This is a genomic window from Curtobacterium sp. GC_Cur_3 (assembly GCF_026544205.1).
Lineage (GTDB): Bacteria > Actinomycetota > Actinomycetes > Actinomycetales > Microbacteriaceae > Curtobacterium.
The window spans coordinates 70,776-96,466 of sequence record NZ_JALNUI010000008.1 but is presented as its reverse complement, the minus strand read 5'-3'; the positions used below and the strand labels follow the sequence as shown (position 1 = coordinate 96,466).

The window sequence follows — 25,691 nt, the reverse complement described above, 5'->3', positions numbered from 1 at the left end:
ATGCGATGATGGGGGCATGGCCGACACCACTCCCCGCGCGACGAGCAACCGCTCCACCACTCCCGGATCCGCCACGTTCAAGGACTTCATCGGGTCCCAGTGGGCCGAGCACGACCGTCCCCTGCCCGAACAGCGCGAGCAGGCGCCCTTCGCCGCCGCGCGACGGGCCCGGGTGTCCGAGCTGCACCCCGGGCGCACGGTCGTCGTGCCCGCCGGCACCGCCCAGGTCCGCTCGAACGACTGCGACTACCCGTTCCGCCCGCACTCCACGTTCGCGCACCTCACCGGCTGGGGTACCGACACCGTCGTCGGCTCCGTGCTCGTGATGACGCCGACCGCCGACGGGCACGACGCCACCCTGTACCTCCGCGCCACGGCCGGCCGCGACTCCGAGGAGTTCTACGCCAACCCGGAGATCGGCGAGTTCTGGGTCGGTCCGCGTCCCTCCCTGCAGGAGGTCGCGGCGGACCTCGGCGTCGCGACCGCCGACCTCGGCGACCTCCCCGCCGTCCTCGACGCCCTCGACGACACCGCGCTCGTCGTCCGTGACGCCGACCCCGAGCTCACCCGCTCCCTCGACGAGCGCCTCGGCTCCCCCGTCGGCGGCGCCGGCGAGACCGACGGCTCCCCCGCGACGGCCGACGTCCTGTCACGCGACCTGTCCGAGCTCCGCCTGGTCAAGGACGCGTACGAGGTCAACGAGCTCCGCAAGGCCGTCGACGCCACCGCACACGGCTTCGCCGACGTCATCGCCGACTTCGACGCCGTGCTGGCGCACCCCCGCGGCGAGCGCATCGTCGAGGGCACCTTCAACCGCCGCGCCCGCGCCGACGGCAACACGGTCGGGTACGACACGATCGCGGCCTCGGGCCACCACGCGTGCATCCTGCACTGGACCCGGAACGACGGCGCCGTGCAGCCCGGGGACCTCATCCTCATCGACGCGGGGGTGGAGGTCGACTCGTTCTACACCGCGGACATCACCCGCACGCTGCCCGTCAGCGGGACGTTCACCCCCGTGCAGCGCATGGTCTACGAGGCCGTCCTCGAAGCCGCCGACGCCGCGTTCGCGATCGTGAAGCCGGGCATCACCTTCCGCCAGGTGCACGCCACGGCGATGGAGGTCATCGCGCGGAAGACCGCCGAGTGGGGCTTCCTGCCCGTCTCGGCCGAGGAGTCCCTGCAGCCGGACAACCAGTTCCACCGCCGGTACATGGTGCACGGCACGAGCCACCACCTCGGGCTCGACGTCCACGACTGCGCGAAGGCCCGCCGCGAGCTCTACATCGACGGCGTCGTGGAGGCCGGCATGGTCTTCACGATCGAGCCCGGCCTGTACTTCCAGCAGGACGACCTCACCGTGCCCGAGGAGTTCCGCGGCATCGGTGTCCGCATCGAGGACGACGTCCTGGTGACCGCCGACGGCGCCGAGAACCTGTCGGTCGGGATCCCCAGGACCCCCTCGGACGTGGAGGGGTGGATCGCCGGCTCCGGCGCTAGCCTGAACGGGTGAGCACCCCCGAGGTCACCCCGCAGAGCATCACGATCGACGTCGAGCACTTCGACTCGCCCGACGCGCAGCGGCTGCGTGCCGCCCAGCGCATCGAGATCGACAGCACCTACGGGGGCGACACTGAACCGGGGCGCAAGCCGACGGCCGAGTCGATGGCCGTCTTCTTCGTCGCCCGCGACCAGGACGGCACCCCGCTCGGGTGTGGGGGCCTCCGACTCGTCGACGACGGCATCACGGAGATCAAGCGGATGTACGTCCGGCGTGAGTCCCGTGGTGCCGGTGTCGCGACGGACATCCTCCGGCGCCTCGAGGAGGCCGCGCTCGACCTCGGGTCACCGGCCGTCGTGCTCGAGACCGGTCCGGCGCAGACCCGGGCCATCCGCTTCTACGAGCGCGAGGGCTTCACCCGGATCGCGAACTTCGGTCCGTACCAGGGCGCTCCCCTGTCGATCTGCTTCTCGAAGCTCCTCTGACCCGAGCGACACACGCCGCTCAGCAGCACGCGCCGCTCGACGGAGCACACGCCGCGACGACGAACGGCCACGAACCGTCCACCCGCTGTTCAGCAGGCGACGATCCGTGGCCGTTCGGCGTCGGGATGCGGGGCGTCGGGAGGCGGGGCGCCGTGACCGCTCAGCGGCGGTCGTCGCCCCGTGTCTGGTCGTCGTCCTGGCGCCGCTCGGGAGCGTCGTCCGACGTGGGGGCCGGCGGGGTCGCCCCGGGGACCCGCTCGCCGTAGCGCGGCGGCTCGTCAGCACGCGGGGCGGGCGCGGCGGTCGGCGCAGCCGGCTGCTGCGGCGGGCGCTGACCCTGCTGGGGCACCTCGCCGTAGCGCGGACCGTCGTTCGTGCCGTAGCGCGGCTGGGTCCCGGGGGCCGGAGCCAACGGACCGGACTGACCCGGGCCTCCTGGCTGGTTGTGCGGTGTGGCGTGCCCACCGTAGGGCGAGCTCTGGTCCGGGCCCGGTCGCCACGGCTGCTGCTGCGGCTGCTGGGGTGCCTGCTGCTGGGGCGGACGCCCCTGGAAGGGCGCGTTGGAGGACTGGCCGGGGTTCCACGCGGCGTGCGGGGTGGCCCCGAACTGCCCGAGGATCCGCTGTGCCTGCCCGACGAGCTGCGGGTCGACGATGATCTGGTAGTTCGTGGCGAGCACCTGGTGCACGCTCGTGAAGTCGCGCTGGCGCTTGGTGATCGCGAACGACACGACGCCGTAGAGCACGCCGAACGCCGCGCCGATCAGGGCCGCGGCGAAGATCAGCCCACTCGCGGTGGGCGAGAACAGCGTCAGGACGATGCCGAAGAAGAAGCCGAGCCAGAGCCCGGAGAGGGCTCCGGCGAGGGCGGCGCGGCCGTAGGTCATCTTGCCGGTGACGCGCTCGACGGTCTTGAGCTCGTTGCCGACGATCGAGAGCTTGTTCACGGGGAAGTCGGACTCGGCGAGCTTCGCCACGACCGCCTGGGCGTCGGGGTAGCTGTCGAAGGTGCCGAGGACGTCGCCGCGGGGCAACGTGGGGAAGACCTGCGCCGTGCGTCCGCGGAAGGGGCTCTGAGTGCTCACACAGTCATCTTCCACCGTTCCCCTTGCGATCGCACGAGAGCCGCCAGGGAAGGGCCCGTGCGAGCGGCTACGCTGGTCGGGTGAGCGCCACGAAGGTATTCGTCGCCCGCCTGGCCGGGTGCTCCGTCTTCGACCCCGCCGGCGACCGCGTCGGCAAGGTCCGGGACGTCCTGGTCGTCTACCGACGGGCGGACCCCCCGCACGTCGTCGGGCTGATCGTCGAGGTCCCCGGCAAGCGCCGCATCTTCGTGTCGGTCGGTCGGATCACCTCGATCGGTGCGGGACAGGTCATCACCACCGGCCTCGTGAACATGCGCCGCTTCGTCCAGCGCGGCGGCGAGGTCCGGGTCATCGCGGAGATGCTCGGCCGCAAGGTCCTCATCACCCGCGACCGCATCCGCGCCACGATCGAGGACATCGCGATCGAGGACCGCGGCCAGGGCGACTGGGAAGTGGCGCAGCTGTTCCTGCGCAAGCCCAAGACCACGCCGTCCCCGTTCGGCAAGGGCCCCACGACGTTCGCGACGTGGAACGAGGTCACCGAGGACGAGCTCCCCGGTGAGTCGCAGTCCGCCGAGCACGTCATCGCGGCGTACTCGGACCTCGTCGCCGCCGACCTCGCGTCGACGCTGCTCGACCTGCCCGTGGAACGCCGGCTCGAGGTCGCCGAGGAGCTCCCCGACGACCGTCTCGCCGACGTGCTCGAGGAGATGCCCGACCAGGACCGCGTCGAGATCCTCTCCTCGCTCGAGGACGCCCGCGCGGCCGACGTCCTCGACCAGATGCAGCCGGACGACGCCGCCGACCTGCTCGCCGAGCTCTCCGACGAGCGGAGCGAGGCCCTCCTGCAGCTCATGGAGCCGGAAGAGGCGCAGGACGTCCGCATGCTCCTGGAGTACGAGCCCGACACGGCCGGTGGTCTCATGACGACCGAGCCCGTGATCGTCTCCGCGGACGCCACCGTGGCCGAGGGCCTCGCGCTGATCCGCCGCCACGAGCTCGCTCCCGCCCTCGGTGCGAGCGTCTGCGTGACGCTGCCGCCGTACGAACCCCCGACCGGTCGGTTCCTCGGCCTCGTGCACTTCCAGCGGATGCTGCGCTACCCGCCGAACGAACGCCTCGGCACGCTCATCGACCAGCAGACCGAACCGGTGCGCGTGGACGCCAGCGCCGCCGAGGTCACGCGGGTCATGGCGACCTACAACCTCGTGTCCGTCCCCGTGGTCGACGACGCCCACCGCCTGGTCGGGGTGGTGACGATCGACGACGTGCTCGACCACGTCCTGCCCGACGACTGGCGAAGTCAGGGCGACGGTGAACCCGCACGGCTGCGCGCCCGCAGCCGCAGGACCCCGATGACGACGGGAAGGAGGACGACCCGTGGCACGAACGGATGAGAACCGGCGCGACCGGCCCGACGAACGGCTCGACTCCCCGAAGGGGATGCGCACGCGCGTGCTCCCCACACGCCGCCGCAACGGCCGCGGTGACGCCTTCGGGCGGGCGACCGAAGGCATCGCACGTGCGATGGGAACGCCCTGGTTCCTCGTCGGCCTGACGCTCTTCTGTGTGGTCTGGATGGCCTGGAACATCCTCACCCCGAAGGCGCTGCAGTTCGACTCGGCAGCCATCGGCTTCACCGCCCTGACCCTCGTGCTCTCGCTGCAGGCCTCCTACGCCGCCCCGCTGATCCTGCTCGCACAGAACCGGCAGGACGACCGCGACCGCGTGCAGTTCGAGCAGGACCGGCAGCGCGCGGAACGCAACCTCGCCGACACCGAGTACCTCGCTCGCGAGGTCGTCGCCCTCCGCCTGGCGATGCGCGACATGGCCTCGAAGGACTTCATCCGCGCCGAGCTCCGGTCCCTGCTCGAGGAGCTGGACCGCCGCGACGCGATCGACGACGGGGACCCGGAGCGCACGGCGGACCTCCGTGGCTGACGCCACGCGCCCCGTGGACGACGAAGCGCTCGGCGCCGCGGTCCTCGTCGCGCTCGGTCGCGTGATCGACCCCGAGATCCGGCGGCCCGTCACGGAGCTCGACATGATCCGTGGTGTCGCCGTCCAGCCGGGAGGCTCGGTGCGGGTCGACCTGCAGCTCACGATCGTCGGGTGCCCGGCCGCCGACACGATCGAGCGGGACGTCCGCGCCGCAGCCGGTTCCGTCGCGGGCGTCACCGGCGTGGACGTCGACGTCTCCGTGATGGACCCCGCCGTGCGCCGTGCCCTCACCGAGCGGCTGCGCGAGGGCCGACCCCAGGGCGTCCAGTTCACCCCGGACTTGCTCACCCGGGTGATCGCCGTCACGAGCGGCAAGGGCGGTGTCGGCAAGTCCACCGTGACGGTCAACCTCGCCGTGGCGCTGGCCCGTCGTGGGATGCGCGTCGGGGTCGTCGACGTCGACGTGCACGGCTTCAGCGTCCCGGGGCTCATGGGCCTGACCGACGAGCACGGCGTCGCTCCCCGCCCGACCCGGGTCGACAGCATGATCCTGCCGCCGGTCGCCCACGACGTGAAGGTCATCTCGATCGGGATGTTCGTCGACGACGCCTCGACCGCGGTGTCCTGGCGCGGGCCGATGCTGCACCGCACCGTGAACCAGTTCCTGTCGGACGTGTGGTTCGGCGACCTCGACGTGCTCCTGCTCGACATGCCGCCGGGCACCGGTGACGTGGCCATCTCCGTCGGGCAGCTGCTCCCCCACGCCGAGGTCCTCGTCGTCACCACGCCGCAGGCCGCTGCGGCCGACGTGGCCGAGCGCAGCGGGATCGTCGCGCGACAGACCGGCCAGCGGGTCATCGGCGTGATCGAGAACATGTCCGGGCTCGTGCAGCCGGACGGCTCCGTGCTGCACCTCTTCGGTGAGGGCGGTGGCGACGAGACCGCTCGGCGGCTCTCCCGCGGGCAGGACGCCCCCGTCCCGGTGCTCGGCAGCGTCCCGCTCTCCGTGCCCCTGCGCGAGGGCGGCGACTCCGGCGTCCCCGTGGTGCTCGGTGCGCCGTCGGACCCGGCTGCGGTCGCGCTCGTCGCCGTCGCCGACCGCGTGACCGCGATGGGCCGAGGGCTCGCCGGACGGAAGCTCGGGCTCTCCCCCTCCTGACCCGGCACCGCCCGGCACGCTGCAGGTCGTCTCACGCGTGCTCGCCGGTTCCGCGCGTGCTCGGCCGTTCCGCGCGTGGCGAGTCAAAACGCGCGTAGGGGGTCGGATCTTTCGACGTGCAACGCGCGATTCCGCCTGCCACGCGGGCGTCGTGGGCGGGAACGATCGTTGCGGGTCAGTCGGATGGACGGACGTCCGTCGCGAGACGGGGCCGCAGGTTTCGCGCTTGGGCCTCGACCCCGGCCGTGGCCTGAAACGCCTCCCTCAACATCCGACCGTGCCCATCCGATCAACCCTGTACGTCTCTTCATGGACGCTGCTCGACACTCACGAGCATTATGCAAGGTAATTGCACAATGCTCCTGCGGAATCAGGGCGCAGGAGTTCCACCCTCTCGGCAACGACGCCGGGCGAGGAACAGGAGAACCGCGTGAACAGGACCACCCGGATCAGGATCGGCACCGTCGGCGCCGCCGTGGCAGCAATCGTCGGCGGGACGATCATCGCTGCACCGGTCACCGCGCAGGCGGCGACGACGTGCGCCACCCCGTGGGCATCGAGCACCGCCTACAACGGCGGCACCTCGGTCAGCGAGAACGGCACGAACTACACCGCCAACTGGTGGACGCAGGGCGACGACCCGGCGACGCACTCCGGAGCGACCGGCAGCGGGCAGCCGTGGACCTCGAACGGCGCGTGCACCGGTGGCAGCACGGGCGGCGGCGGCACCGGTGGCGGCGGGACGGGTGGTGGCGGCACGACGACACCCGGCACCGGGAGCACGGGCACCGCGAGCGGCCTGGTCTTCAGCCCGTACAAGGACGTCACCGTGAACCTCGACTGGAACACGAACGTGATGAACACCGCGGTCACCGGCAGCCGGATACCGGTCGTCGGGTCCAGCAACAGCCTGGTGTCCACGCGCGAGCCCGGGCTCAAGGCCATCACCCTCGCCTTCGCGACGGGCACGTGCGGCAGCGAGAACTGGGGCGGGGTCGCCGCTGACGCCTTCGCGAGCGCGAACATCCCGAAGCTCGACGCGGCCGGGGTGAACTACATCGTCAGCACGGGCGGGGCCGCAGGACAGTTCAAGTGCTCCGGCACCGCGCTGCAGAGCTTCATCGCCCGCTACGCCAGCCCGCACATGATCGGCGTCGACTTCGACATCGAGAGCGGGCAGTCCGCCGCCGACGTGCAGAACCTCGTCAACGCGGCAGCACTGGCGCAGGCGAAGTACCCGGGTCTGCGGTTCTCGTTCACGCTGGCGACCCTCGCGGCGTCGGACGGCTCGTACGGCGGACTGAACGGCACCGGTGACGCCACCGTGAAGGCGATCAAGGCCTCCACCCTGACGAACTACACCGTCAACCTCATGACGATGGACTTCGGCCGGGCCACCTCGGCGAACTGCGTCATCGTCGGCTCGACCTGCCAGATGGGCCAGTCGACGATCCAGGCCGTCACGAACCTGCAGCACACGTACGGCATCGCCGCCGCGAAGATCGAGGTCACGCCGATGCTCGGTGTGAACGACGCGTCGGACGAGGTCTTCACCCTCGCCGACGTCGACACCGTCTCCACGTACGTGAAGTCGCACGGACTGGCCGGCGTGCACACGTGGTCGCTCGACCGCGACACCCCCTGTGCCACCCCGACGAGCACCGCCTCGGCGACGTGCAGCTCCGTCAGCGGCACGGCAGCACTGGCCTGGACCGACCGGTTCCTCGCCGACCTGAAGTAGCGGCGCGGATCAGGACAGGAGGCCCGGTGCCAGCTGGCACCGGGCCTCCAGTCCGCCGTCAGGAGACGGGCGTCAGGTGGCTTCGACGTCGAAGGGCGCGGCTTCGCCGGCGGCGAGCGGCACCACCGGTGACGGTGCGCGGACCCTGCTGGCCGTGACCTGCGTCGGGGCGGCGTCAGCCATGCCGGAGCCGGTGGCGGAGTCGATGAGGGCATCGCGGATGATGCGCCGCGGGTCGTACTGTCGCGGGTCGAGCTTCTGCCAGTCGACGTCGTCGAAGTCCGGGCCCATCTCGTCCCGCATGCGGTCCTTGGCGGTGTCGGCGAACCGACGGACGGCCTTGACGAACTCCGCGAGCTTCTGTGCGTACATCGGCAGGCGCTGCGGTCCCAGCAGCAGCACCGCGATGATCCCGATGATCAGGATCTTGTTGAAGTCGATGGACACGCACAGAGCGTAACGCCTGACACCGCACGCTCACCTAGAGTTGTGCACCGAGGAGTGTGCGTGTCAGAGAAAGAGTCGAACTGGAAGTTCGCGGAGGACATCGTCTCCGAGTCCGAGGCGATCGCCCGAGCGCGGGAACACTCCCTGGAGCTGGGCGTCGAGGCGATCTCGCCGGCGATCGGTGCGCAGATCGGGGTGATCGCGGCGGCCTCGCGGGCCACGAGCATCATCGAGATCGGGACCGGCCTGGGAGTCTCTGGGCTGTACCTGCTCGGCGGGGCCCCGAAGGCGACGCTGACGACGATCGACGTCGAGGTGGACCACCAGCAGTACGCCCGTGACGCCTTCATCGCCGCCGGCACCGCGCCCTCCCGCGTCCGGCTCATCCCGGGCCGCGCGAACCAGGTGCTCCCCCGGATGAACGAGGCCTCCTACGACGTCGTCCTCGTCGACGCCGACCCCGAACACGTCATCGAGTACGTCGAGCACGGGCTGCGGCTCGCGCGCCTCGGCGGGACGGTGCTCGTCCCGCACGCCCTGTGGCGCGGACGGGTCGCGGACCCGGTGAAGCGCGACCGGGCCACCACGGACTTCCGGCTGCTCCTGACCGAGGTGTCGACGTCCGGCGCGGTCATCAGCAGCCTGTCCCCGGCCGGTGACGGGCTGCTGCAGATGACGAAGGTCACCGCGTAGGCGACTGCGGTCCGTGGCCGTCGGCGGCTGCTGACCGTCACCGGGTCGGTGACTGCGGCTCGTCGCTGCCGTCGAGGTGGCGCAGGTACTGCTCCGGCGCCGCCAGGAACGCCCGTTGGTTCCGCACCAGGTCGAGGTCGGCCCAGGCACTGCGTCGGAGGCCCCACTCGCCGACCTCGTGGATCGTCGCTCCGGGGAACGCGGCGAGCACGGGCGAGTGCGTCGACAGGACCACCTGACCGAGGCCGTCGTCGACGATGGCCTGCAGCAGCCCGATGAGCGCCAGACACCCCTGGAAGGACAGCGCCGACTCGGGCTCGTCGAGGATCCAGAGGCCGGGCCACTGCGACCGGTCGATCACGAAGTCCAGGAACGACTCCCCGTGGCTGCGCTCGTGGAAGACCGGCTCGGGACGGGGACCGGGGTGCTGCTCCAGGAACGTGAAGAGCCCGTGCATGGTCTCCGCCCGCAAGAAGAAGCCGCTCTTCGGCGCCCCGGGTTCCCGATGCAGCGCGAGGTGCTGCCACAGCGGCGACTCGCTCGGACGGGTGCTGTGGCCGGACATCGTCGAGCCGCCCTCCGGCCCCATGCCGAACGCCAGGGCGATCGCTTCGACGAGGGTGGACTTGCCCGCGCCGTTCTCCCCGACGAAGACGGTCACCGTGTCGAGGTCGAGGCCGTGGTCGAGCAGCTGGGCCACCGGAGCGAGCGTCGCGGGCCAGGTGTCGCGGGGCATCGGGTCCGCCGTGTACTCCTCGACGCGGCGGACGGGGCGGCGGAGTCGGGGCACGGCTCCATCATGGTGGCGACGGACGACAAGAGGCCCGGGACGATGGTGTCCCGGGCCTCTTCCGTGGTGCTTCGTGCTTCTGGTGCTTGTCGTACCGTGGTGCTGTGGAGCGTCGACTTCTCTAGGCCGAGACGACCTCGGCGAGTGCGTCGTGGAGTTCCTTGGCCTCGGCGTCGTTGACCGAGACGACCAGGCGGCCTCCTCCTTCGAGCGGAACCCGCACGATGATGAGTCGACCCTCCTTAACAGCCTCCATCGGCCCGTCACCGGTCCTCGGCTTCATGGCTGCCATCAGATGTCCCCTTTCGCGCAGTACATGCGCGCCCATTATCCCGTACGGAGGGCTCATCTGCGAAACCGCCCAGGTCGAGGGCCCCGGATCGGGTCGTTCTCGCGGTTCGACTTCCTAGCCTGAGCGCGTGCCGATCATCCGCTCCACGCCTCGTCCGAGCCCCCAGGACGCCCTGCCCGACGGACCCGACGCGGTCCCGGCGGGCATGCGGATCGCGGCGTCGTTCTCGTGGCGGCTCCTCATCGTCGCCGCCGCCCTGGCCGTGGTCGTCGCGCTCGTCGTGGTGCTGCAGGACATCGTGGTGCCGTTCCTCATCGCGCTGCTGCTCTGCGCACTGCTCGCCCCCATCTCCGCGTTCCTGCAGCGGCACCGGTGGCCGAAGTGGACCGCGGTGCTCTCGAGCCTGGTGGTCCTGGTCCTCGCGATCGGCACCCTCGCGCTCGTCGTCACCGCGCAGATCCGCTACGACCTGCCGTCGCTGGAACACCGCCTGCACCGGAGTGTCCTGTCGCTGCAGACCCTGCTGGACAGCCAGCCGTTCGGCATCACCGTGCACGACGTGAACCAGTGGGTGTCGAAGGGGACCGACTACCTGCAGTCGCACGCCTCGTCGATCCTGTCCGGGTTCCAGGCCGCCGGGTCCAGCGCAGTGCACGTCCTCGAGGGCCTGTTCATCGTCGTCTTCACGACCCTGTTCGTGCTCATCGACGGTCGCCGCATCTGGGGCTGGGTCGTCCGGCTGTTCCCCCGCCGCGCCCGCGCACGGATCGGTGTCGCCGGCGACGCCGGGTGGCACACGCTCACGAGCTTCATCCGGGTGCAGCTCATCGTCGCGGTGACGGATGCCCTCGGCGTGGCGATCGGCGCGCTCGCGCTGCAGGTCCCGCTCGCTGTGCCCATCGCCGTGATCGTCTTCCTCGGCGCGTTCGTCCCCGTGGTCGGCGCGATCGTCGCCGGGACCGTGGCCGTCATCGTCGCGCTCGTGTTCAACGGCTGGGTGACCGCGCTGTTCATGCTCGGTGTCGTGCTCGTCGTGCAGCAGATCGAGAGCCACGTGCTGCACCCGTTCCTCACCGGCAGCGCGGTCAAGGTGCACCCGCTCGGCGTCGCGCTCGGCGTCGTCGCGGGCACCACGCTCGCCGGGGTCGTCGGGGCGTTCTTCGCGGTGCCGTTCATCGCGACGGTCAACGCCATGGTGCTCGCCGCGTCGCGGTGGCGACCGGAGGACGGGGAGTGGACCGGGGACGGGGCGACCAAGGCGTTGTCGTCGACGACGCCGACGTCAGACCTGGCGGACTCGGCGCCGGTCGTCGATCACGGCGGGGTCCAGTCGTAGCCGTCGACCCACCAGCACCAGTCGAGCCACACCCACTGCAGCACCAGGAACAGCACCACGACGACGACGCGGTACAGCCGTGACCGCGGCAGTGCGACGATCCCGAGCAGCGGTGCGATCGGCAGCAGGATCCGCCAGGTGCTCGACTGCGGGAAGAACACCGCGAGCAGGTACACCAGATAGGCGACCGCCCAGAGCCGTAGCTCGAGCCCGAGGCGCCGTGACGCCGGCATGACCACGAACGCGACGAACCCGACCAGCACGACCACCAGCAGGACGCTGCCGGTCGGCTGCCGGAACCACCACCCGAACCCCTGCACCCACGGTGCGAAGGGGACGAGGTCCTTCCACCCGATGTACGAGGACCGCCAGGCGAGCTCGGTGTCGGTGTAGGCCCGCGGCACCCCGGTCACGGCCCACGCGATCGCCGGCCACGCGAGCCCGACGACGCCGGACACCGCGGCCACGACCACGGGTGGCACGAGCTGCCGGAGGCTCGGTCGGTGGTCGTGCCGGAGCCACGTCGGGCGGACGACCCAGACGACGACGAAGGCGCCCATCAGCAGCGCGAAGGCCAGGCCGGTCGGGCGGGTCATCCCGAGCAGCAGCACGACGGGCAGCATCGTCCAGAAACGCCGCTCGACCAGCAGCAGCAGGGCGACGAGGAGCAGGAACAGGCCCATCGACTCGGCGTAGGCGACCTGGAACATCGCCGAGACCGGCGCGACGCAGAACAGCACCGTGGCGAACGTCGCCCGGGCGGGGTCGAGGAAGCGCCCCATCAGCCGACGGAAGACCAGGGCCGCGCCCCACCCGGCGACGAGCGAGACCGAGACGGCGACGAGTTCGAACGACGCCCCCGTGACGGTCATCAGCGCCCGCACGAGGAACGGGTACGCGGGCATGAACGCCCACGCGTTCTCGGTCACGTGCCCGGCGGCGTCGACGGGGAGCGTCGAGGGGTAGCCGCCGGTGGCGATCACGCGGTACCAGGCGCCGTCCCAGATCGACGCGAAGGCCAGGTAGCGCGGGTGCTGTCCGGTGAACGAGTTGGCCGTCTGCATGCCGGCGTAGACGCCCATCATCGCGCCGGTGACGAACCGCGCGAGGACGTAGACGACGGTGATGCGGACCCACCACGGCACCACGCGGTACCGCGCCCGCCACCGGGTCACGGCCGCAGAGGACCCGGGACCACCGGACGACCGGCGCCCGTCCACAGACCGGCGCCCGTCCACAGAACGGCGCCCGTCCACAGACCGGCGCCCGTCCGCTGGCCGACCCCCGGGCAGTGTCGGCGAGGACCCCGTGTCCGGGGACCCCGCCCCGGCCGTCGTCAGGCCGTCAGCCACCGGCGCAGACCGTCCTCGACCGCGGTGATCTGCGCGACGGGGACCTGCTCGTCGTCGTGGTGCGCGAAGACGGGTTCGCCGGGGCCGTAGTTGACCGCCGGGACGCCGAGCGCGGAGAACCGGGCGACGTCGGTCCAGCCGTACTTCGGGCGGGGCTCCGGACCACCGACCGCGGCGACGAAGTCCTGGGCGAGCGGGGCGTCGAGGCCGGGACGGGCACCGGCGGCCAGGTCGACGATGTCCACCTGGTAGCCGTCGAACAGCTCGCGGATGTGCGCCACGGCCTCGTCCGCCGAGCGCGAGGGGGCGAAGCGGTAGTTGACGTGCACCATCGCCTCGTCGGGGATGATGTTCCCGGCGATCCCGCCGCTGATCCCGACGGCGTTCAGTCCCTCGCGGTACTCGAGCCCGTCGACCTCGACCGTGCGGGGCTCGTAGGCCGCCAGCGTGGCGAGGATCGGCGCCGTCTTGTGGATCGCGTTGTCGCCGATCCAGCTGCGTGCGCTGTGGGACCGCTTGCCGTACGTGCGGATCTCGGCGCGGAGGTTGCCGTTGCAGCCGCCCTCGATCTGGGCACCCGAGGGCTCCCCCAGGATCGCGAAGTCGGCGGCGAGCAGTTCCGGACGGGTGCGGGCGAGCCGGCCGAGGCCGTTCAGCGCGTCCGACACCTCCTCGTGGTCGTACCAGACCCACGTGACGTCGACGGAAGGGGCGGTGAGGTCGTACGCGAGCTTGAGCTGAACCGCGCAGCCGGCCTTCATGTCCACGGTGCCACGGCCCCAGAGGATCTCGGTGCCGTCCTCGGCGGTGCGGAACTCCGTCGGCAGGTTGCTGTTCAGCGGCACGGTGTCGATGTGTCCGGCGATCACGACCCGGCGCTCCCGCCCGAGCTGCGTCCGCGCGACGATCGCGTCGCCGTCGCGGACGACCTCCAGGTGCGGCAGCGGCGCGAGCACCGCCTCGATCGCGTCGGCGAGTGCGGCTTCGTTGCCCGACACCGACTCGATGTTGCAGATGGCACGGGTGATGTCGATGGACGAGGCGGTGAGGTCGAGCTGCTCCGGCATGCGCCGAGCCTACCGTCCGACGCCTCGGTACCCTGGTGGGGTGACCGACACGACCGCCGCCTCTGCCCGACCGACCCACGCCTGGAGCCACGGCCTCGCGACCGTCACCGCCGACGGCACGGAACTCGACACCTGGTACCCCGAGACGCACCTCGGCGAGCTGCCCGCCGACGCCGAGTTCCCCCTCGCGCTGCAGGAGCACCTCGGCGAGGACACCCGCCGCGGTGTCCGGATCGAGGCCGTCACCACCGAGGTCACCATCGACGCGGCCCCGACGAGCACCCCGGACGCCTACCTCCGCCTGCACCTGTTGAGCCACCTGCACGTGCGCCCGAACGAGGTCAACCTCGACGGCGTGTTCGCGCACCTCCCCATCGTCGCGTGGACCAACGCCGGCCCCGTGCACCCCGACGACCTCGCCCGGCTCCGGCCGTCGCTGCAGCGTGCGGGCATCGCCGTCCACGCCATCGACAAGTTCCCGCGGCTCGTCGACTACGTCGTCCCCGACCGGGTGCGCATCGGCGACGCCAACCGCGTCCGGCTCGGCGCACACCTGGCACCCGGCACCACCGTCATGCACGAGGGCTTCGTGAACTTCAACGCCGGCACCCTCGGCGACGCGATGGTCGAGGGCCGCATCTCCCAGGGCGTCGTCGTCGGGGCCGGCACCGACATCGGCGGCGGCGCCTCCATCATGGGCACGCTCTCCGGCGGCGGCACGCACCGCGTCTCCCTCGGCGAGCGGGCGCTCCTCGGCGCGAACGCCGGGCTCGGCATCTCCCTCGGCGACGACTCCGTGGTCGAGTCCGGCCTCTACGTCACCGCCGGCACGAAGGTCGTCCTCGTCGGCGCTGCTCCGAACCCGGACGGCACCCCGCGCACGGTCAAGGCCGTCGAGCTCTCCGGCGCCCCGAACGTCCTGTTCCGCCGCAACAGCCTCACCGGCGCGGTCGAGGCCCTGCAGCGCCAGGGCGAGGGCATCCAGCTCAACACCGCGCTCCACGCGTAGCGGTACCGCCGGAGCACCACCCTGGAGGCCCGGTGCCGGTCCACGAGACCGGCACCGGGCCTCCAGTCCGTTCCGCCGCCCACCCGCCTGACCTGCCCGCCCTCCCCGCCCTCCGGACGCTCCGTACGAGCGGGCAGAATGCCAGCGTGCGCGAGATCGGTCACCGGCCCCTTCCGCCCACTCGACCACCGCGGGCAACCACAGGAGGTCCGGTGACGCCCATCGGGGCCGCACCGCGCCTCCCGGCCGCCGCCACCGACGAACGGGCGGAACACCGTGGTGCGCGGCGCGAGCACCCCGCGACTTCGCCCGCTCGACGCGCGAGCGGGCCGTCGCGGAGCAGGCCGGCCACCGAGCTCGTGGACGAGCGGGCGGAATCGGGAGGTGCCGGGGAACGGACGGCCTGGCATTCCGCCCGCTCGCCGAGCGGGGCGAGGGTGCGGGCCAGCCCGGTGCGGACGGGAGGCTCCGCGCGAGTCAGGCGGACCGGCGCGGCGCCCCCTGGTGCGAGCGGGCACGAGCGCACGACGACGGACGGCCCGGGCCACGAGTTCGTCGTGGGCCGGGCCGTTCGGGTGGGGCCGCGTCAGCGCTGCGGCAGGTCGCGCTCCGGCGAGCCGACGTAGAGCTGCTGGGGGCGACCGATCTTGTTCAGCGGGTCGTTGTTGAGCTCGCGCCACTGGGCGATCCAGCCGGGCAGCCGCCCGATCGCGAACAGCACCGTGAACATGCGCGGCGGGAAGCCCATCGCCTTGTAGATGATGCCCGTGTAGAAGTCGACGTTCGGGTAGAGCTTGCGGTCGATGAAGTACTGGTCGCTCAGCGCGATCTGCTCGAGCTCCTTCGCGATGTCGAGCAGGTCGTCCTGCACGCCGAGGGACTCGAGGACCTCGTCGGCGGACTCCTTCACGAGCTTGGCGCGGGGGTCGTAGTTCTTGTAGACGCGGTGCCCGAAGCCCATGAGCTTGACGCCGCGCTCCTTGTTCTTCACGCGTTCGACGAAGCGCTGCACGGGCTCGCCGGAGTCCTTGATCTGCTGGAGCATCTCGAGGACGGCCTCGTTCGCACCGCCGTGGAGGGGACCGTAGAGGGCGTTGATGCCCGCGGAGATCGACGCGAACATGTTCGCCTTCGTCGACCCGACCAGGCGCACCGTGGCGGTGGAGGCGTTCTGCTCGTGGTCCTCGTGCAGGATCAGCAGGCGGTCGAGGGCCTTCGAGAGGACCGGGTTCGGCTGGTAGGGCTCGGCCATCGTGCCGAAGTTGAGCCGCAGGAAGTTGTCGACGAACGACAGCGAGTTGTCGGGGTAGAGGAACGCCTGCCCGATGGCCTTCTTGTGCGCGTACGCGGCGATCACCGGGAGCTTCGCGAGGAGCCGGACGGTCTGGAGCTCGACCTTCTCCGGGTCGTCGACGTCCATGTCGTCCTCGTAGTACGTCGACAGGGCGCTGACGGCGCTGGACAGGACGGACATCGGGTGCGCCGAGTGCGGGAGGGCGTCGAACAGGCGACGGAGGTCCTCGTGCAGCAGCGTGTGCCGACGGATGCGGGCGTCGAAGTCGGCGAGCTCGGTCTCCGACGGCAGCTCGCCGTAGATGAGGAGCCAGGCGACCTCGAGGAAGGTGCAGTTCGACGCGACCTGGTCGATGGGGTACCCGCGGTAGCGCAGGATGCCCTGGTCGCCGTCGATGTACGTGATCGCGCTCTTCGTCGAGCCGGTGTTCACGAACCCGTAGTCGAGGGTGTTCATCCCCGTCTGCTTCTTGAAGGTGGAGATGTCCACGGTGGAGGCACCGTCGACGCTCGGCAGGATCGGGAACTCCGCACTGCCGCCCGGGTACGTCAGCGTGGCGGTCTCGCCGTGCTGCTCCTCGGCGGGACTCACGGGGACGGGCGTCGTCGGCGGTGTGGCCGTCTTCTGAGCGTCATTGGCAGTGTCAGTCACGCTGACAGCCTAATCGCGCCGTCTGTCGATCGTGCACACCTGGGACCTCAGGATCCGGTGGGACCCCACGATTGCGGAAGACGCCGGGTGAACAGTCGGGACGTCAGTCGGCGCCGAGCCGGTGTCCGCTGGTGAGGCGCTGGGCGGCCGCGGCGATGCGTTCGTCGGTCGCGGTCAGGGCGACGCGCACGTGCTCGCCCCCGGCCTCGCCGTAGAACGTGCCCGGTGCGACGAGGATCCCCTGCTCGGCCAGCCACGCCACGGTGTCGAGCGCCGGTTCGCCGCGCGTCACCCAGAGGTAGAGCCCGGCCTCGCTGTGGTCGACCCGGAAGCCGGCGCCCTCGAACGCCCGGCGGAGCATGCCGCGACGGGCACGGTACTTCGCCTTCTGCTGCTGCACGTGGGCGGTGTCCTGCAGCGCGACGACCATGGCCTGCTGCACGGGCAGCGGCGGCATCATGCCGGTGTGCTTGCGGACGGCGAGGACCTCGGCCAGGACGGCGGCGTCACCGGCGACGAATGCGGCGCGGTACCCGGCCAGGTTCGACTGCTTGGAGAGCGAGTACACGCTCAGCACGCCGTCGACCGAGTCCCCCACGACACGCGGGTCGAGGATGGTCGGCGTCGGGGTGGTGTCGTACGGCGGTTCCCAGCCGAGCTCGGCGTAGCACTCGTCGCCGACGATGACGGCGCCGAGTTCACGGGCGCGGGCGACGGCGGCGCGGAGCTCCTCGATCGTGAGCACCCGGCCGTCGGGGTTGCCGGGCGAGTTCAGCCACACGAGCTTCGTGCCGTCGGGCCAGGCGGCCGGGTCGTCCGACGCCAGGGCGGTGGCACCGACGAGTGCCGCTCCGAGCTCGTAGGTCGGGTACGCGGCGGCGGGGAACACGACGGTGTCACCGCGGCCGATGCCGAGCCAGAGCGCCAGCCCGGCGATGAACTCCTTCGAGCCGATCGTCGGCAGGGTCTGGTCCTCGGTCAGCTGCACGCCGTGCCGTCGGCCGTACCAGTCGGCGATGGCCTGGCGGAGGGCCGGGGTGCCGGCGACCTGCGGGTAGGCGTGCGCGTCGGTGGCCTCGGCCAGCGCGGTGCGGACGAGTGCTGGCGTCGGGTCCACCGGCGATCCGACACTCAGGTCGACGATGCCGCCCTCGTGCTCGGCGGCGCGCTGCTTGAACGGGACGAGCTGGTCCCAGGGGAAGTCGGGGAGGTCGAGCGCCACGAGGAGTGTCGGCTCAGCCGCGAGCGGGCTCGGCCATGATGACCGCGTGGTCCTGGTGGATCACGCCGACCTTGGCGGCGCCGCCGGGCGAACCGATCTCCTCGAAGAACTCGACGTTGGCCTTGTAGTAGTCGGCCCACTGGTCGGGGAGGTCGTCCTCGTAGTAGATGGCCTCGACCGGGCAGACGGGCTCACACGCACCGCAGTCGACGCATTCGTCGGGGTGGATGTACAGCGACCGGTCGCCTTCGTAGATGCAGTCGACGGGGCATTCGTCGATGCACGCACGGTCCTTGACGTCGACACAGGGCTGGGCGATCACGTAGGTCACGGTCGGGGTGCTCCCTTCGGAAACGAGCGGGTCCGAGTCTACCCGCGACCCGCGGACGAGCCTGACCGTCCAGCGACAGACGACGCCGCGCCGGCCCCGGGACCGCCAGGACGGCCGGCGGCGGCGCGCGCTGCGGACAGGTCCGGCCACGCCAGCGCCAGCATCGCGACGGCCGCCGGTCCGAACGTCCACACGTACCCGGCGGTGTTCGCCAGCACGAGCGGCGAGCTCTGCCCACCGACGGACACGAGCACCTGCGTGGCGACGATGACGCCGATGCCGATCGCGGCCACCATGGCGCGCGAGCGGTACAGCAGCCGGACGCCGACGGTCAGGCCGACGATGATCAGCGTGGTCAGGACGAGGCCGATCGGGAACGACCCGATCGTCTGCTGGTGGGTCACCGTGCCGAGGCCACCGGCGAGCAGCCCGAGCACCAGGGCCACGACGACCGAGGACACCTTGCCCGCCGGGGTCATCTCGGCGTACGTCTCCGGTGCGGGTGCCGTGGGCGGTGCGTCGTGGCGGAAGGCCTCGACCGCCGGCGCGTGCTGGCGGACACCGTGCGGCATCACCCAGGACAGCGCCGTCGGGTCCGCGGGGTCGACGGGGTCGACCGTGACCTGCGACCGGTACTGCTCGATCGCCGCGCGCACCTTCGCCCGGACGGGCTGCACGTCGACGGTGACGTCCTGCTCGCCGGACGCCGGGTCGACGATCATCGAGAAGGGGACGTCCTCGGCACGGGCGGCGTACCGCGCCGCGTTGTGCACGCGCACGTGGTCGGGGTGGCCGTAGCCGCCGTCGTCCGCGTAGCTGACGACGGCGTCGGCCATCGTGGACCGGATCGCGGCGCGGACGTCGTCCACGACCTCGCCGAGGTCGGCCGCGGTGAGCGAGTCGGCGGGGGCGTCGTCGGCGGCGACCGCGCGGCCGTCGGCACCCCACTGCATGCCGGAGTCGGTGTACCGGCGGGCCGGCAGGTCGGTCGGGCGGGCGCCCGGTCCCCCGAGCCACAGGTGCGCCGGGCCACCGAGTGCCGCCAGCGCTGCGGCGATCTCGCGCTCGCGGTGCGCGGCCACCCGCGGGCCGTCGCCCGCCAGGGGCGCGAGCGCCGCGGTCAGCATCTCGCCGCGCTCGCCCCGGGTCGCGGTGAGCACGGTCACCTCGGCGCCGAGCTCGAGCAGCGTGGCGATGGTGCCGCCGGACGCGAGGGTCTCGTCGTCGGGGTGGGCGTGCACGAAGAGGACGCGCTCGGGGCGGGTCGCGGGGGCGTTCGACATCAGTGCAAGGGTACGGGACGGCCCCGTGCGCCTAGCGCGGCGTGACGATGTACGTGGCCGTCGCGCCGCCGTCGGACTTCGAGAACGTCAGCACCAGACGGTGGTCGTCGCTCCGGAAGATCCCGAAGGCGCTCGAGCTGTCCGCACGCTTGGCCGACTCGGTGAACCCGGCGTCCGTCAGCTGCTGGGTGGCCGCGCCGAAGTCCTCCACGCTCGGGGTCTGGACCTGCACGACCCAGCCGGAGCCGTTCGGGCCGGTGCCGCCGCCCAGGACCGTGCCGTCCACGAGCGGCACGGTCGACGCCGGGAAGCCGTCGGGCACCTTGCCGTCGGACGTCACGTTCGCACCCTTGAGCGCCGTGTCGAGCGCGCCGTCGATGCCGCCGGCGACGTTCGCCATGCCCTGCTCGATGGCGGATCCGTCGATGTTCCGCACGCCGTCGCTGACGTCTGAGGCGACCGAGGACCCGAGGTCGGTGGCCTGCTTCACGGAGTCCGCGGAGCAGCCCGTCAGGCCGGCCAGGGCGATGCCGGCCGCCACGGCGGCCACGATGGGGGTCGTCATCCGGTTGCGCATGCGCTGACCGTAACCGATCGGGCGGGAGGCTCGGCCTGCGTTGCCTGGGAGTGTCACGTCACTGCCGGGGCCGGCCAGGGCCACCAGTGCGGTGCAAGCGTCAGCGCACGTTGACGCGCGTGGCCGCGACCAGCGCGTCGACACCCACCGGGATCGCCGTCTCCGCCTGCGGCGCGTAGAACGGCGAGTGGTTGCTCGGGATGTCCTCGCCGCGCTCGAAGAGCTCGGGGTCCGTGATGCCGGTGAACCAGTAGACGAGGGGCACGCCGGCGGCGGTGGCGAGCTGGCCGACGTCCTCGGACGCCATGGCGAGGCCGGACTCGATGTCGAGGGCCCGCGGCACGACGGCGCCGACGGCCTCGAGCACGCGGGCGGCCTGGTCGGCGTCGTTGACGAGCACGTCCGCACCCGGCGCCCGCGCGATGGTCGGGGCGGCGAGCCCGCCGGCCTCGCTCTCGGCGCGGACGATGCGCTCGATGGAGGCGACGATCCGGGCGCGGGTGTCCTCGTTGCGGGCGCGGGTGGAGATCTCGATGACGGCCGTGTCCGGGATGATGTTCGGCCGGGTGCCCGCGTGGAAGCTGCCGACGGTGACGACGCCGGCGTCGTTCGGGCCGACCTCGCGCGAGACGACGGTCTGCAGGCGGACGACCGCCGACGCCGCGGTGACGATCGGGTCGAGCGAGGCCTGCGGGGCGGACCCGTGGGCGCCGCGGCCGTTGAACGTCACCGTGAAGCGGTCGCTCGACGCCATCACCGCGCCGGAGCCGACCGCGACCGTGCCGACCGGGATCGGCGCGGAGTGCTGGCCGAGGACCACGTCGGGCGTGGGGAAGCGGTCGACCAGGCCGTCCTCGAGCATCGCGCGGGCGCCGGAGATGACCTCTTCTGCGGGCTGGAACACGGCGACGACCGTGCCGGACCACTCCGCACGCGTGTCGACGAGCCGTTCGAGCGTGCCGAGCAGCCACGTGACGTGGATGTCGTGGCCGCAGGCGTGCATCGTCGGGACCTCGGTGCCGGTCTCGTCGACGCCGCGGTGGGTGCTGGCGTACGGCAGTCCGGTGCGTTCCTCGACCGGCAGGCCGTCCATGTCCGCGCGGAGCCAGACGACCGGACCCTCGCCGTTCGCCAGGACCCCGACGACACCCGTCCCGCCGACGCCCGTGGTGACGTCGAGGCCGAGGTCCTCGAGGTGGCCGGCGACGATGCCGGCGGTGCGGTGCTCCTGGAAGCCGAGCTCCGGGTGGGCGTGCAGGTCCTGGTACAGCGAGAGGAGGTCGAGAGTCACCCGTCCACCGTATCGCCCGACACCGACGCCGAGAACGGACACCGACGCCGACGGCCCGGCCACCTCGACGAGGTGACCGGGCCGTCGGACGGAGGCGGTGCCTCCTGGATGGTGCTGTCCGGCTACGCGTCCTGGCGCTTGAGACGCGCGTAGGAGCGCTGGCGAGCCGACGCGTCGAGCTCGACCTTGCGGATGCGCACGGCGGCGGGGGTGACCTCGACGCACTCGTCCTCACGGGCGAACTCGAGGCACTCCTCCAACGAGAGCTGACGCGACGGCGTCATCGACTCGAACGTGTCGGCGTTGGCCGACCGCATGTTGGTGAGCTTCTTCTCCTTGGTGATGTTCACGTCCATGTCGTCGGCGCGCGAGTTCTCGCCGATGACCATGCCCTCGTAGACCTCTTCGGTCGGGTTGACGAAGAACGACATCCGCTCCTGGAGGTTCGTGATGGCGAACGGCGTCACCACACCGGAGCGGTCGGAGACGATCGAGCCGTTGATGCGGGTCTGGATCGCGCCGGCCCACTCGTCGTAGCCGTGGAAGATCGCGTTGGCGATGCCGGTGCCGCGGGTCTCCGTGAGGAACGACGTGCGGAAGCCGATCAGGCCGCGCGACGGGACGATGAACTCCATGCGCACCCAGCCGGTGCCGTGGTTCGTCATGTTCTCCATGCGGCCCTTGCGAGCGGCCATGAGCTGCGTGATCGCGCCGAGGTACTCCTCCGGCGTGTCGATCGTCATGTGCTCGTACGGCTCCTGCAGCTTGCCGTTCTCGTCACGCTTGGTGACGACCTGCGGCTTGCCGACGGTGAGCTCGAAGCCCTCGCGACGCATCTGCTCGACCAGGATGGCGAGTGCGAGCTCACCACGGCCCTGGACCTCCCACGCGTCGGGGCGACCGATGTCGAGGACCTTGAGCGAGACGTTGCCGACGAGCTCGCGGTCGAGGCGCTCCTTGACCATGCGGGCGGTCAGCTTGTGGCCCTTGACCTTGCCGACGAGCGGGCTGGTGTTCGTGCCGATCGTCATCGAGATCGCCGGGTCGTCGACCGTGATGGTCGGCAGCGGGCGGACGTCCTCGGGGTCGGTCAGGGTCTCGCCGATGGTGATCGTGTCGAAGCCGGCGACGGCGACGATGTCACCGGGGCCAGCCGACTCGGCCGGGTAGCGGTCGAGCGCCTTCGTGATGAGGAGCTCGGTGATGCGGGCGTTGACGACGGTGCCGTCGTGCTTGACCCACGCGACCGTCTGCCCCTTCTTCATGGTGCCGTGGAAGATGCGCAGGAGCGCCAGGCGACCGAGGAACGGGGAGGCGTCGAGGTTCGTGACGTGCGCCTGCAGCGGGTGCTCGTCGTCGTACTTCGGGGCCGGGACATGCTGGAGGATCGCTTCGAACAGCGGCTCGAGGTCGTCGTTGTCGGGCAGCTCGCCGTCGTTCGGCTTGTTGCGCGACGCGGCGCCGTTGCGACCCGAGGCGTAGACCACCGGGACGTCGAGGATCGCGTCGAGGTCGAGGTCGTCGACCTCGTCCGACAGGTCGGAGGCGAGGCCGAGGAGCAGGTCCTGGGACTCGGAGACGACCTCGTCGATGCGGGAGTCGGGCCGGTCCGTCTTGTTGACGAGCAGGATCACCGGGAGCTTCGCGGCGAGCGCCTTGCGGAGCACGAAGCGGGTCTGGGGCAGGGGACCTTCGGAGGCGTCGACGAGCAGCACGACACCGTCGACCATGGAGAGGCCGCGCTCGACCTCACCACCGAAGTCGGCGTGGCCGGGCGTGTCGATCACGTTGATGGTGATGGGGCCGTCCGCGCCGAACTCGGTCGCGTGCTTGCCGTTGTAGAGCACCGACGTGTTCTTCGCGAGGATCGTGATGCCCTTCTCGCGCTCGAGGTCGTTCGAGTCCATCATGCGGTCTTCGCCCTCGAAGTGGGCGTCGAACGAGTTGGTCTGCGTGAGCATCGCGTCGACGAGGGTGGTCTTGCCGTGGTCGACGTGTGCCACGATGGCGACGTTGCGCAGGTCGGACCGGGTGGCGAGCGCCATACAGGACATCCTTCAATTTCTGGGAGAGTGTCGGGCCAGCTGGTGATCAACCCCGTTGGTCGATCGGCACCGCACCCGTGGGCAGAACGCCCGACACGCCAGTCTACCGGTAGTTCGCAACCGACAGGAGTACCGCAGATGAGCCGACGGCGAACGTGGATCGAGATCACGATCGTCCTGATGCTCTCGCTGGGCGGGAGCGCGCTGTACTCGGTGCTCCAGATCATCGACGACCTGTCGCAGACGACCCCGCTCGGGCAGCAGTCCACGGCGCTCAACTCGTCGACGACCACCGTGCAGTACGTCGACCTGGCGCGGCAGCTCGTCGGCATCGCGGTGGACCTGGCCCCGGTCGCGCTGGTCTGCTACCTGCTCTGGAGCGCCCGGCGCCCGCACCTGTCCCGACTCGGCATCGACCGGTTCCGCGTGAAGCCGGACCTCGGCGGGCCGGTGCTCATCGCGCTGTGCATCGGGATCCCGGGGCTGGCGCTCTACTTCACCGGCCGGGCGCTCGGGTTCACGGTGGACGTCGACCCGGCGGCGCTCGGGTCCTACTGGTGGACGGTCCCCGTCCTGCTGCTCTCGGCCGTCCGGTCCGGGCTGCAGGAGGAGGTCATCGTCATCGGCTACCTGTACGCCCGCCTCGGGGAGATCGGCTGGGGCCGCTGGCAGGTCATCCTGTCGACGGCCGTGCTCCGCGGGAGCTACCACCTGTACCAGGGTTTCGGCGCCTTCGTCGGGAACGCCGTCATGGGCGTCGTGTTCGGCTGGATCTACACGAGGTGGGGCCGGCTGATGCCGCTCATCGTCACGCACTGCCTGCTCGACGCCGCGGTGTTCGTCGGGTACCCATGGGTCGCACATGCGTTCCCCGGCTGGTTCTCCTGACGTCTCGCTAGCGTGAGCGCATGAGCATCCCCGAGATCGGCGAACCGGCGCCGACCTTCACCTTGCCGGGCATGATCGTCCGCGACGGCGTCCGCACGGACGACCAGTACGACCTCGGGTCCGAGATCGGTCGGACCACGGTGCTCGCCTTCTACCCGGGCGACGCGACCGCCGTGTGCACCGCCCAGCTCTGCAGCTACCAGGCGGAGCTCGACGACTTCGGGGACCTCGGCGCCGTCGTCTGGGGCATCAGCCCGCAGGCGCTCGACTCGCACGAGTCCTTCGCGCGCGGGTCGTCCCTCACCTTCCCGCTGCTGAGCGACACGGCCGGGTCCGTCATCCGCGCCTACGGCGTCCGGGCCCCGGGGATCGGGCTGCGCCGCTCCGTCTTCGTGATCGGGCCGGACGGCATCGTCCGGTGGCGGCACGTCGGGCTCGTGGGGCTGCGCTTCCCGAAGGCCGAGACGATCCGCGAGCAGATCGAGCTCCTGGTCGGCTAGGTCGTCCTCCGATCGGGCGGCCTCGCACCTGCGGTCTCCTACCATCGGAGGATGGAGACAGCACCCGGGACCGCACGCATCGTCGCCCCCGGGATGCGGTCGCTCGCGGTCGGGCTCTGGGTGGTGGCCGTCGTGCTGCTCGTCCTCGGGTTCGTCGGCCGCGGGGAAACCTCGCCCCTGCTGGTCCCCGTCCCGAGCATCTGCGTCGCGTTCGTCGCGTGGGCGGTCCTGTGGCGGCCACGACTGGAACTCACACCGGAGGCGCTGGTCGTCGTGGACGTCCGTCGCACCTCGTCCTACGCCTGGCCGCGCGTGACCGGGGTGCGCACGAAGTACGGGTTCGAGGTCCAGTCCTCCGAACCCGACCGCCGCACCTGGATCGCCCCGCGGGCGACGGCACGCCTGCGGCTCGACCGGCCGGGAGGCTCGGTGCCGCTGACCGTCGACGCCGCGGCCGCCGAGGTGCTCGCGCGGGTGCCGATGGCCGCACCGCAGGAGGGACCGCCCCCGGCGACGGTCGCCCCGCAGCCGATCGTCCACCGCACTCACGGGTGGACGATCCTGGCGCTGACGGTGCTCGGGATCGCCGCGTCGATGGCCGCAGCCCGCCTCTGACCCGGAACTCCCCCGGCGCTCCCCCGCTCTCGGCTGCCGGGGCGCGCGGCCGGGAGGCGCGGGGCGGGCCCGGCACGAGCCTCCCGGCCGGCGGGGT

General features: G+C 71.4%; 25 protein-coding genes. 12 read left to right on the top strand and 13 right to left on the bottom strand.

Annotated elements, in window-relative coordinates; translation table 11 throughout:
• Positions 1–16: 16 nt before the first annotated feature.
• On the top strand, positions 17–1,513 hold the full coding sequence (locus tag OXR63_RS06055; protein WP_267420930.1) for an aminopeptidase P family protein: 1,497 nt from the start codon (positions 17–19) through the stop codon (positions 1,511–1,513).
• Positions 1,510–1,986, top strand: coding sequence for a GNAT family N-acetyltransferase (locus tag OXR63_RS06050; protein WP_083392945.1), 477 nt, complete (start codon positions 1,510–1,512; stop codon positions 1,984–1,986). The genes OXR63_RS06055 and OXR63_RS06050 overlap by 4 nt, the downstream gene beginning before the upstream one ends.
• Before the next feature lie 160 nt (positions 1,987–2,146).
• On the opposite strand, the gene OXR63_RS06045 is transcribed toward OXR63_RS06050, so the two are convergent.
• Complete coding sequence (locus OXR63_RS06045; protein WP_267420925.1) at positions 2,147–3,070, bottom strand: general stress protein; 924 nt, start codon at positions 3,068–3,070, stop codon at positions 2,147–2,149.
• 80 nt (positions 3,071–3,150) lie between these two features.
• On the opposite strand from OXR63_RS06045, the gene OXR63_RS06040 reads away from it, so the two are divergent.
• The 4 genes from OXR63_RS06040 to OXR63_RS06025 all read left to right on the top strand — a co-directional run bounded on the left by OXR63_RS06040 (position 3,151) and on the right by OXR63_RS06025 (position 7,911).
• Entirely contained in the window at positions 3,151–4,467 is a 1,317-nt protein-coding gene (locus tag OXR63_RS06040) for a magnesium transporter MgtE N-terminal domain-containing protein (protein ID WP_267420924.1), read from the top strand.
• A 46-nt stretch (positions 4,468–4,513) separates the two neighbouring features.
• On the top strand, positions 4,514–5,011 hold the full coding sequence (locus OXR63_RS06035) for a DUF1003 domain-containing protein (RefSeq protein WP_194660830.1): 498 nt from the start codon (positions 4,514–4,516) through the stop codon (positions 5,009–5,011).
• On the top strand, positions 5,004–6,170 hold the full coding sequence (locus OXR63_RS06030; protein ID WP_267420922.1) for an Mrp/NBP35 family ATP-binding protein: 1,167 nt from the start codon (positions 5,004–5,006) through the stop codon (positions 6,168–6,170). The genes OXR63_RS06035 and OXR63_RS06030 overlap by 8 nt, the downstream gene beginning before the upstream one ends.
• A 430-nt stretch (positions 6,171–6,600) precedes the next feature.
• Positions 6,601–7,911 carry a carbohydrate-binding protein gene (locus OXR63_RS06025; protein ID WP_267420920.1) on the top strand — a complete coding sequence of 437 codons (1,311 nt, stop codon included), beginning with the start codon at positions 6,601–6,603 and terminating at the stop codon, positions 7,909–7,911.
• A 72-nt stretch (positions 7,912–7,983) separates the two neighbouring features.
• Here the strand turns inward: OXR63_RS06025 and OXR63_RS06020 are convergent, their stop codons facing one another.
• Complete coding sequence (locus tag OXR63_RS06020; RefSeq protein ID WP_194660596.1) at positions 7,984–8,358, bottom strand: twin-arginine translocase TatA/TatE family subunit; 375 nt, start codon at positions 8,356–8,358, stop codon at positions 7,984–7,986.
• Positions 8,359–8,418: 60 nt separating this feature from the next.
• On the opposite strand from OXR63_RS06020, the gene OXR63_RS06015 reads away from it, so the two are divergent.
• Entirely contained in the window at positions 8,419–9,051 is a 633-nt protein-coding gene (locus OXR63_RS06015) for an O-methyltransferase (protein ID WP_194660595.1), read from the top strand.
• A gap of 37 nt (positions 9,052–9,088) precedes the next feature.
• Here the strand turns inward: OXR63_RS06015 and OXR63_RS06010 are convergent, their stop codons facing one another.
• Positions 9,089–9,841, bottom strand: a complete 753-nt coding sequence (locus OXR63_RS06010) for an AAA family ATPase (RefSeq protein WP_267420919.1) — start codon at positions 9,839–9,841, stop codon at positions 9,089–9,091.
• Positions 9,842–9,962: 121 nt separating this feature from the next.
• Positions 9,963–10,133 (bottom strand): DUF3117 domain-containing protein, encoded by a 171-nt coding sequence (locus OXR63_RS06005; RefSeq protein WP_017887054.1) that lies wholly within the window; start codon positions 10,131–10,133, stop codon positions 9,963–9,965.
• A 127-nt stretch (positions 10,134–10,260) separates the two neighbouring features.
• Here OXR63_RS06005 and OXR63_RS06000 point away from each other — a divergent pair, with 127 nt between their 5' ends.
• Complete coding sequence (locus tag OXR63_RS06000; protein ID WP_267420838.1) at positions 10,261–11,469, top strand: AI-2E family transporter; 1,209 nt, start codon at positions 10,261–10,263, stop codon at positions 11,467–11,469.
• On the opposite strand, the gene OXR63_RS05995 is transcribed toward OXR63_RS06000, so the two are convergent.
• The gene (locus OXR63_RS05995; RefSeq protein ID WP_267420837.1) at positions 11,448–12,644 is read right to left on the bottom strand and encodes a hypothetical protein; all 1,197 of its coding nucleotides are present in this window, start codon (positions 12,642–12,644) and stop codon (positions 11,448–11,450) included. The genes OXR63_RS06000 and OXR63_RS05995 overlap by 22 nt on opposite strands.
• A 161-nt stretch (positions 12,645–12,805) precedes the next feature.
• Positions 12,806–13,888 carry a succinyl-diaminopimelate desuccinylase gene (gene dapE, locus OXR63_RS05990; protein ID WP_267420835.1) on the bottom strand — a complete coding sequence of 361 codons (1,083 nt, stop codon included), beginning with the start codon at positions 13,886–13,888 and terminating at the stop codon, positions 12,806–12,808.
• A 40-nt stretch (positions 13,889–13,928) separates the two neighbouring features.
• On the opposite strand from dapE, the gene dapD reads away from it, so the two are divergent.
• Positions 13,929–14,897, top strand: a complete 969-nt coding sequence (gene dapD, locus OXR63_RS05985; RefSeq protein WP_267420833.1) for a 2,3,4,5-tetrahydropyridine-2,6-dicarboxylate N-succinyltransferase — start codon at positions 13,929–13,931, stop codon at positions 14,895–14,897.
• A 586-nt stretch (positions 14,898–15,483) separates the two neighbouring features.
• Here dapD and OXR63_RS05980 read toward each other — a convergent pair.
• The 7 genes from OXR63_RS05980 to typA form a co-directional block, all read right to left on the bottom strand.
• Positions 15,484–16,782, bottom strand: coding sequence for a citrate synthase (locus OXR63_RS05980; protein ID WP_267420978.1), 1,299 nt, complete (start codon positions 16,780–16,782; stop codon positions 15,484–15,486).
• Between the two features lie 163 nt (positions 16,783–16,945).
• A complete protein-coding gene (dapC, locus tag OXR63_RS05975) occupies positions 16,946–18,064 on the bottom strand; it encodes a succinyldiaminopimelate transaminase (RefSeq protein WP_267420831.1) in 1,119 nt (372 codons plus the stop codon).
• 13 nt (positions 18,065–18,077) lie between these two features.
• Positions 18,078–18,395: a ferredoxin gene (gene fdxA, locus OXR63_RS05970; protein WP_071272280.1), complete on the bottom strand. Its 318-nt coding sequence runs from the start codon at positions 18,393–18,395 to the stop codon at positions 18,078–18,080.
• Between the two features lie 38 nt (positions 18,396–18,433).
• Complete coding sequence (locus OXR63_RS05965) at positions 18,434–19,678, bottom strand: PIG-L deacetylase family protein (RefSeq protein ID WP_267420823.1); 1,245 nt, start codon at positions 19,676–19,678, stop codon at positions 18,434–18,436.
• Between the two features lie 31 nt (positions 19,679–19,709).
• Positions 19,710–20,255: a hypothetical protein gene (locus OXR63_RS05960; protein WP_267420820.1), complete on the bottom strand. Its 546-nt coding sequence runs from the start codon at positions 20,253–20,255 to the stop codon at positions 19,710–19,712.
• A gap of 100 nt (positions 20,256–20,355) precedes the next feature.
• Positions 20,356–21,546 carry an amidohydrolase gene (locus OXR63_RS05955; RefSeq protein ID WP_267420818.1) on the bottom strand — a complete coding sequence of 397 codons (1,191 nt, stop codon included), beginning with the start codon at positions 21,544–21,546 and terminating at the stop codon, positions 20,356–20,358.
• A 122-nt stretch (positions 21,547–21,668) separates the two neighbouring features.
• Positions 21,669–23,591 carry a translational GTPase TypA gene (gene typA, locus OXR63_RS05950; RefSeq protein ID WP_027464562.1) on the bottom strand — a complete coding sequence of 641 codons (1,923 nt, stop codon included), beginning with the start codon at positions 23,589–23,591 and terminating at the stop codon, positions 21,669–21,671.
• Between the two features lie 138 nt (positions 23,592–23,729).
• Here typA and OXR63_RS05945 point away from each other — a divergent pair, with 138 nt between their 5' ends.
• From OXR63_RS05945 to OXR63_RS05935, 3 genes are read left to right on the top strand one after another with little or no spacing between them, the layout of a single operon-like run.
• Entirely contained in the window at positions 23,730–24,479 is a 750-nt protein-coding gene (locus OXR63_RS05945; protein ID WP_267420754.1) for a CPBP family intramembrane glutamic endopeptidase, read from the top strand.
• Positions 24,480–24,499: 20 nt separating this feature from the next.
• Positions 24,500–24,979, top strand: a complete 480-nt coding sequence (locus tag OXR63_RS05940; protein ID WP_267420753.1) for a peroxiredoxin — start codon at positions 24,500–24,502, stop codon at positions 24,977–24,979.
• A 51-nt stretch (positions 24,980–25,030) separates the two neighbouring features.
• A complete protein-coding gene (locus tag OXR63_RS05935) occupies positions 25,031–25,594 on the top strand; it encodes a PH domain-containing protein (RefSeq protein WP_267420751.1) in 564 nt (187 codons plus the stop codon).
• The last annotated feature ends 97 nt before the right edge of the window (positions 25,595–25,691 follow it).

What these genes read in the sequence shown, in the direction of transcription:
- OXR63_RS06055 (WP_267420930.1), top strand. Translation starts at nt 17, where the DNA reads ATGGCCGACACCACTCCCCGCGCGACGAGCAACCGCTCCACCACTCCC.
- OXR63_RS06035 (WP_194660830.1), top strand. Translation starts at nt 4,514, where the DNA reads ATGCGCACGCGCGTGCTCCCCACACGCCGCCGCAACGGCCGCGGTGAC.
- OXR63_RS06005 (WP_017887054.1), bottom strand. Translation starts at nt 10,133, where the DNA reads ATGGCAGCCATGAAGCCGAGGACCGGTGACGGGCCGATGGAGGCTGTT.
- dapE (WP_267420835.1), bottom strand. Translation starts at nt 13,888, where the DNA reads ATGCCGGAGCAGCTCGACCTCACCGCCTCGTCCATCGACATCACCCGT.
- OXR63_RS05965 (WP_267420823.1), bottom strand. Translation starts at nt 19,678, where the DNA reads ATGTCGAACGCCCCCGCGACCCGCCCCGAGCGCGTCCTCTTCGTGCAC.
- OXR63_RS05960 (WP_267420820.1), bottom strand. Translation starts at nt 20,255, where the DNA reads ATGCGCAACCGGATGACGACCCCCATCGTGGCCGCCGTGGCGGCCGGC.
- typA (WP_027464562.1), bottom strand. Translation starts at nt 23,591, where the DNA reads ATGGCGCTCGCCACCCGGTCCGACCTGCGCAACGTCGCCATCGTGGCA.
- OXR63_RS05945 (WP_267420754.1), top strand. Translation starts at nt 23,730, where the DNA reads ATGAGCCGACGGCGAACGTGGATCGAGATCACGATCGTCCTGATGCTC.
- OXR63_RS05940 (WP_267420753.1), top strand. Translation starts at nt 24,500, where the DNA reads ATGAGCATCCCCGAGATCGGCGAACCGGCGCCGACCTTCACCTTGCCG.
- OXR63_RS05935 (WP_267420751.1), top strand. Translation starts at nt 25,031, where the DNA reads ATGGAGACAGCACCCGGGACCGCACGCATCGTCGCCCCCGGGATGCGG.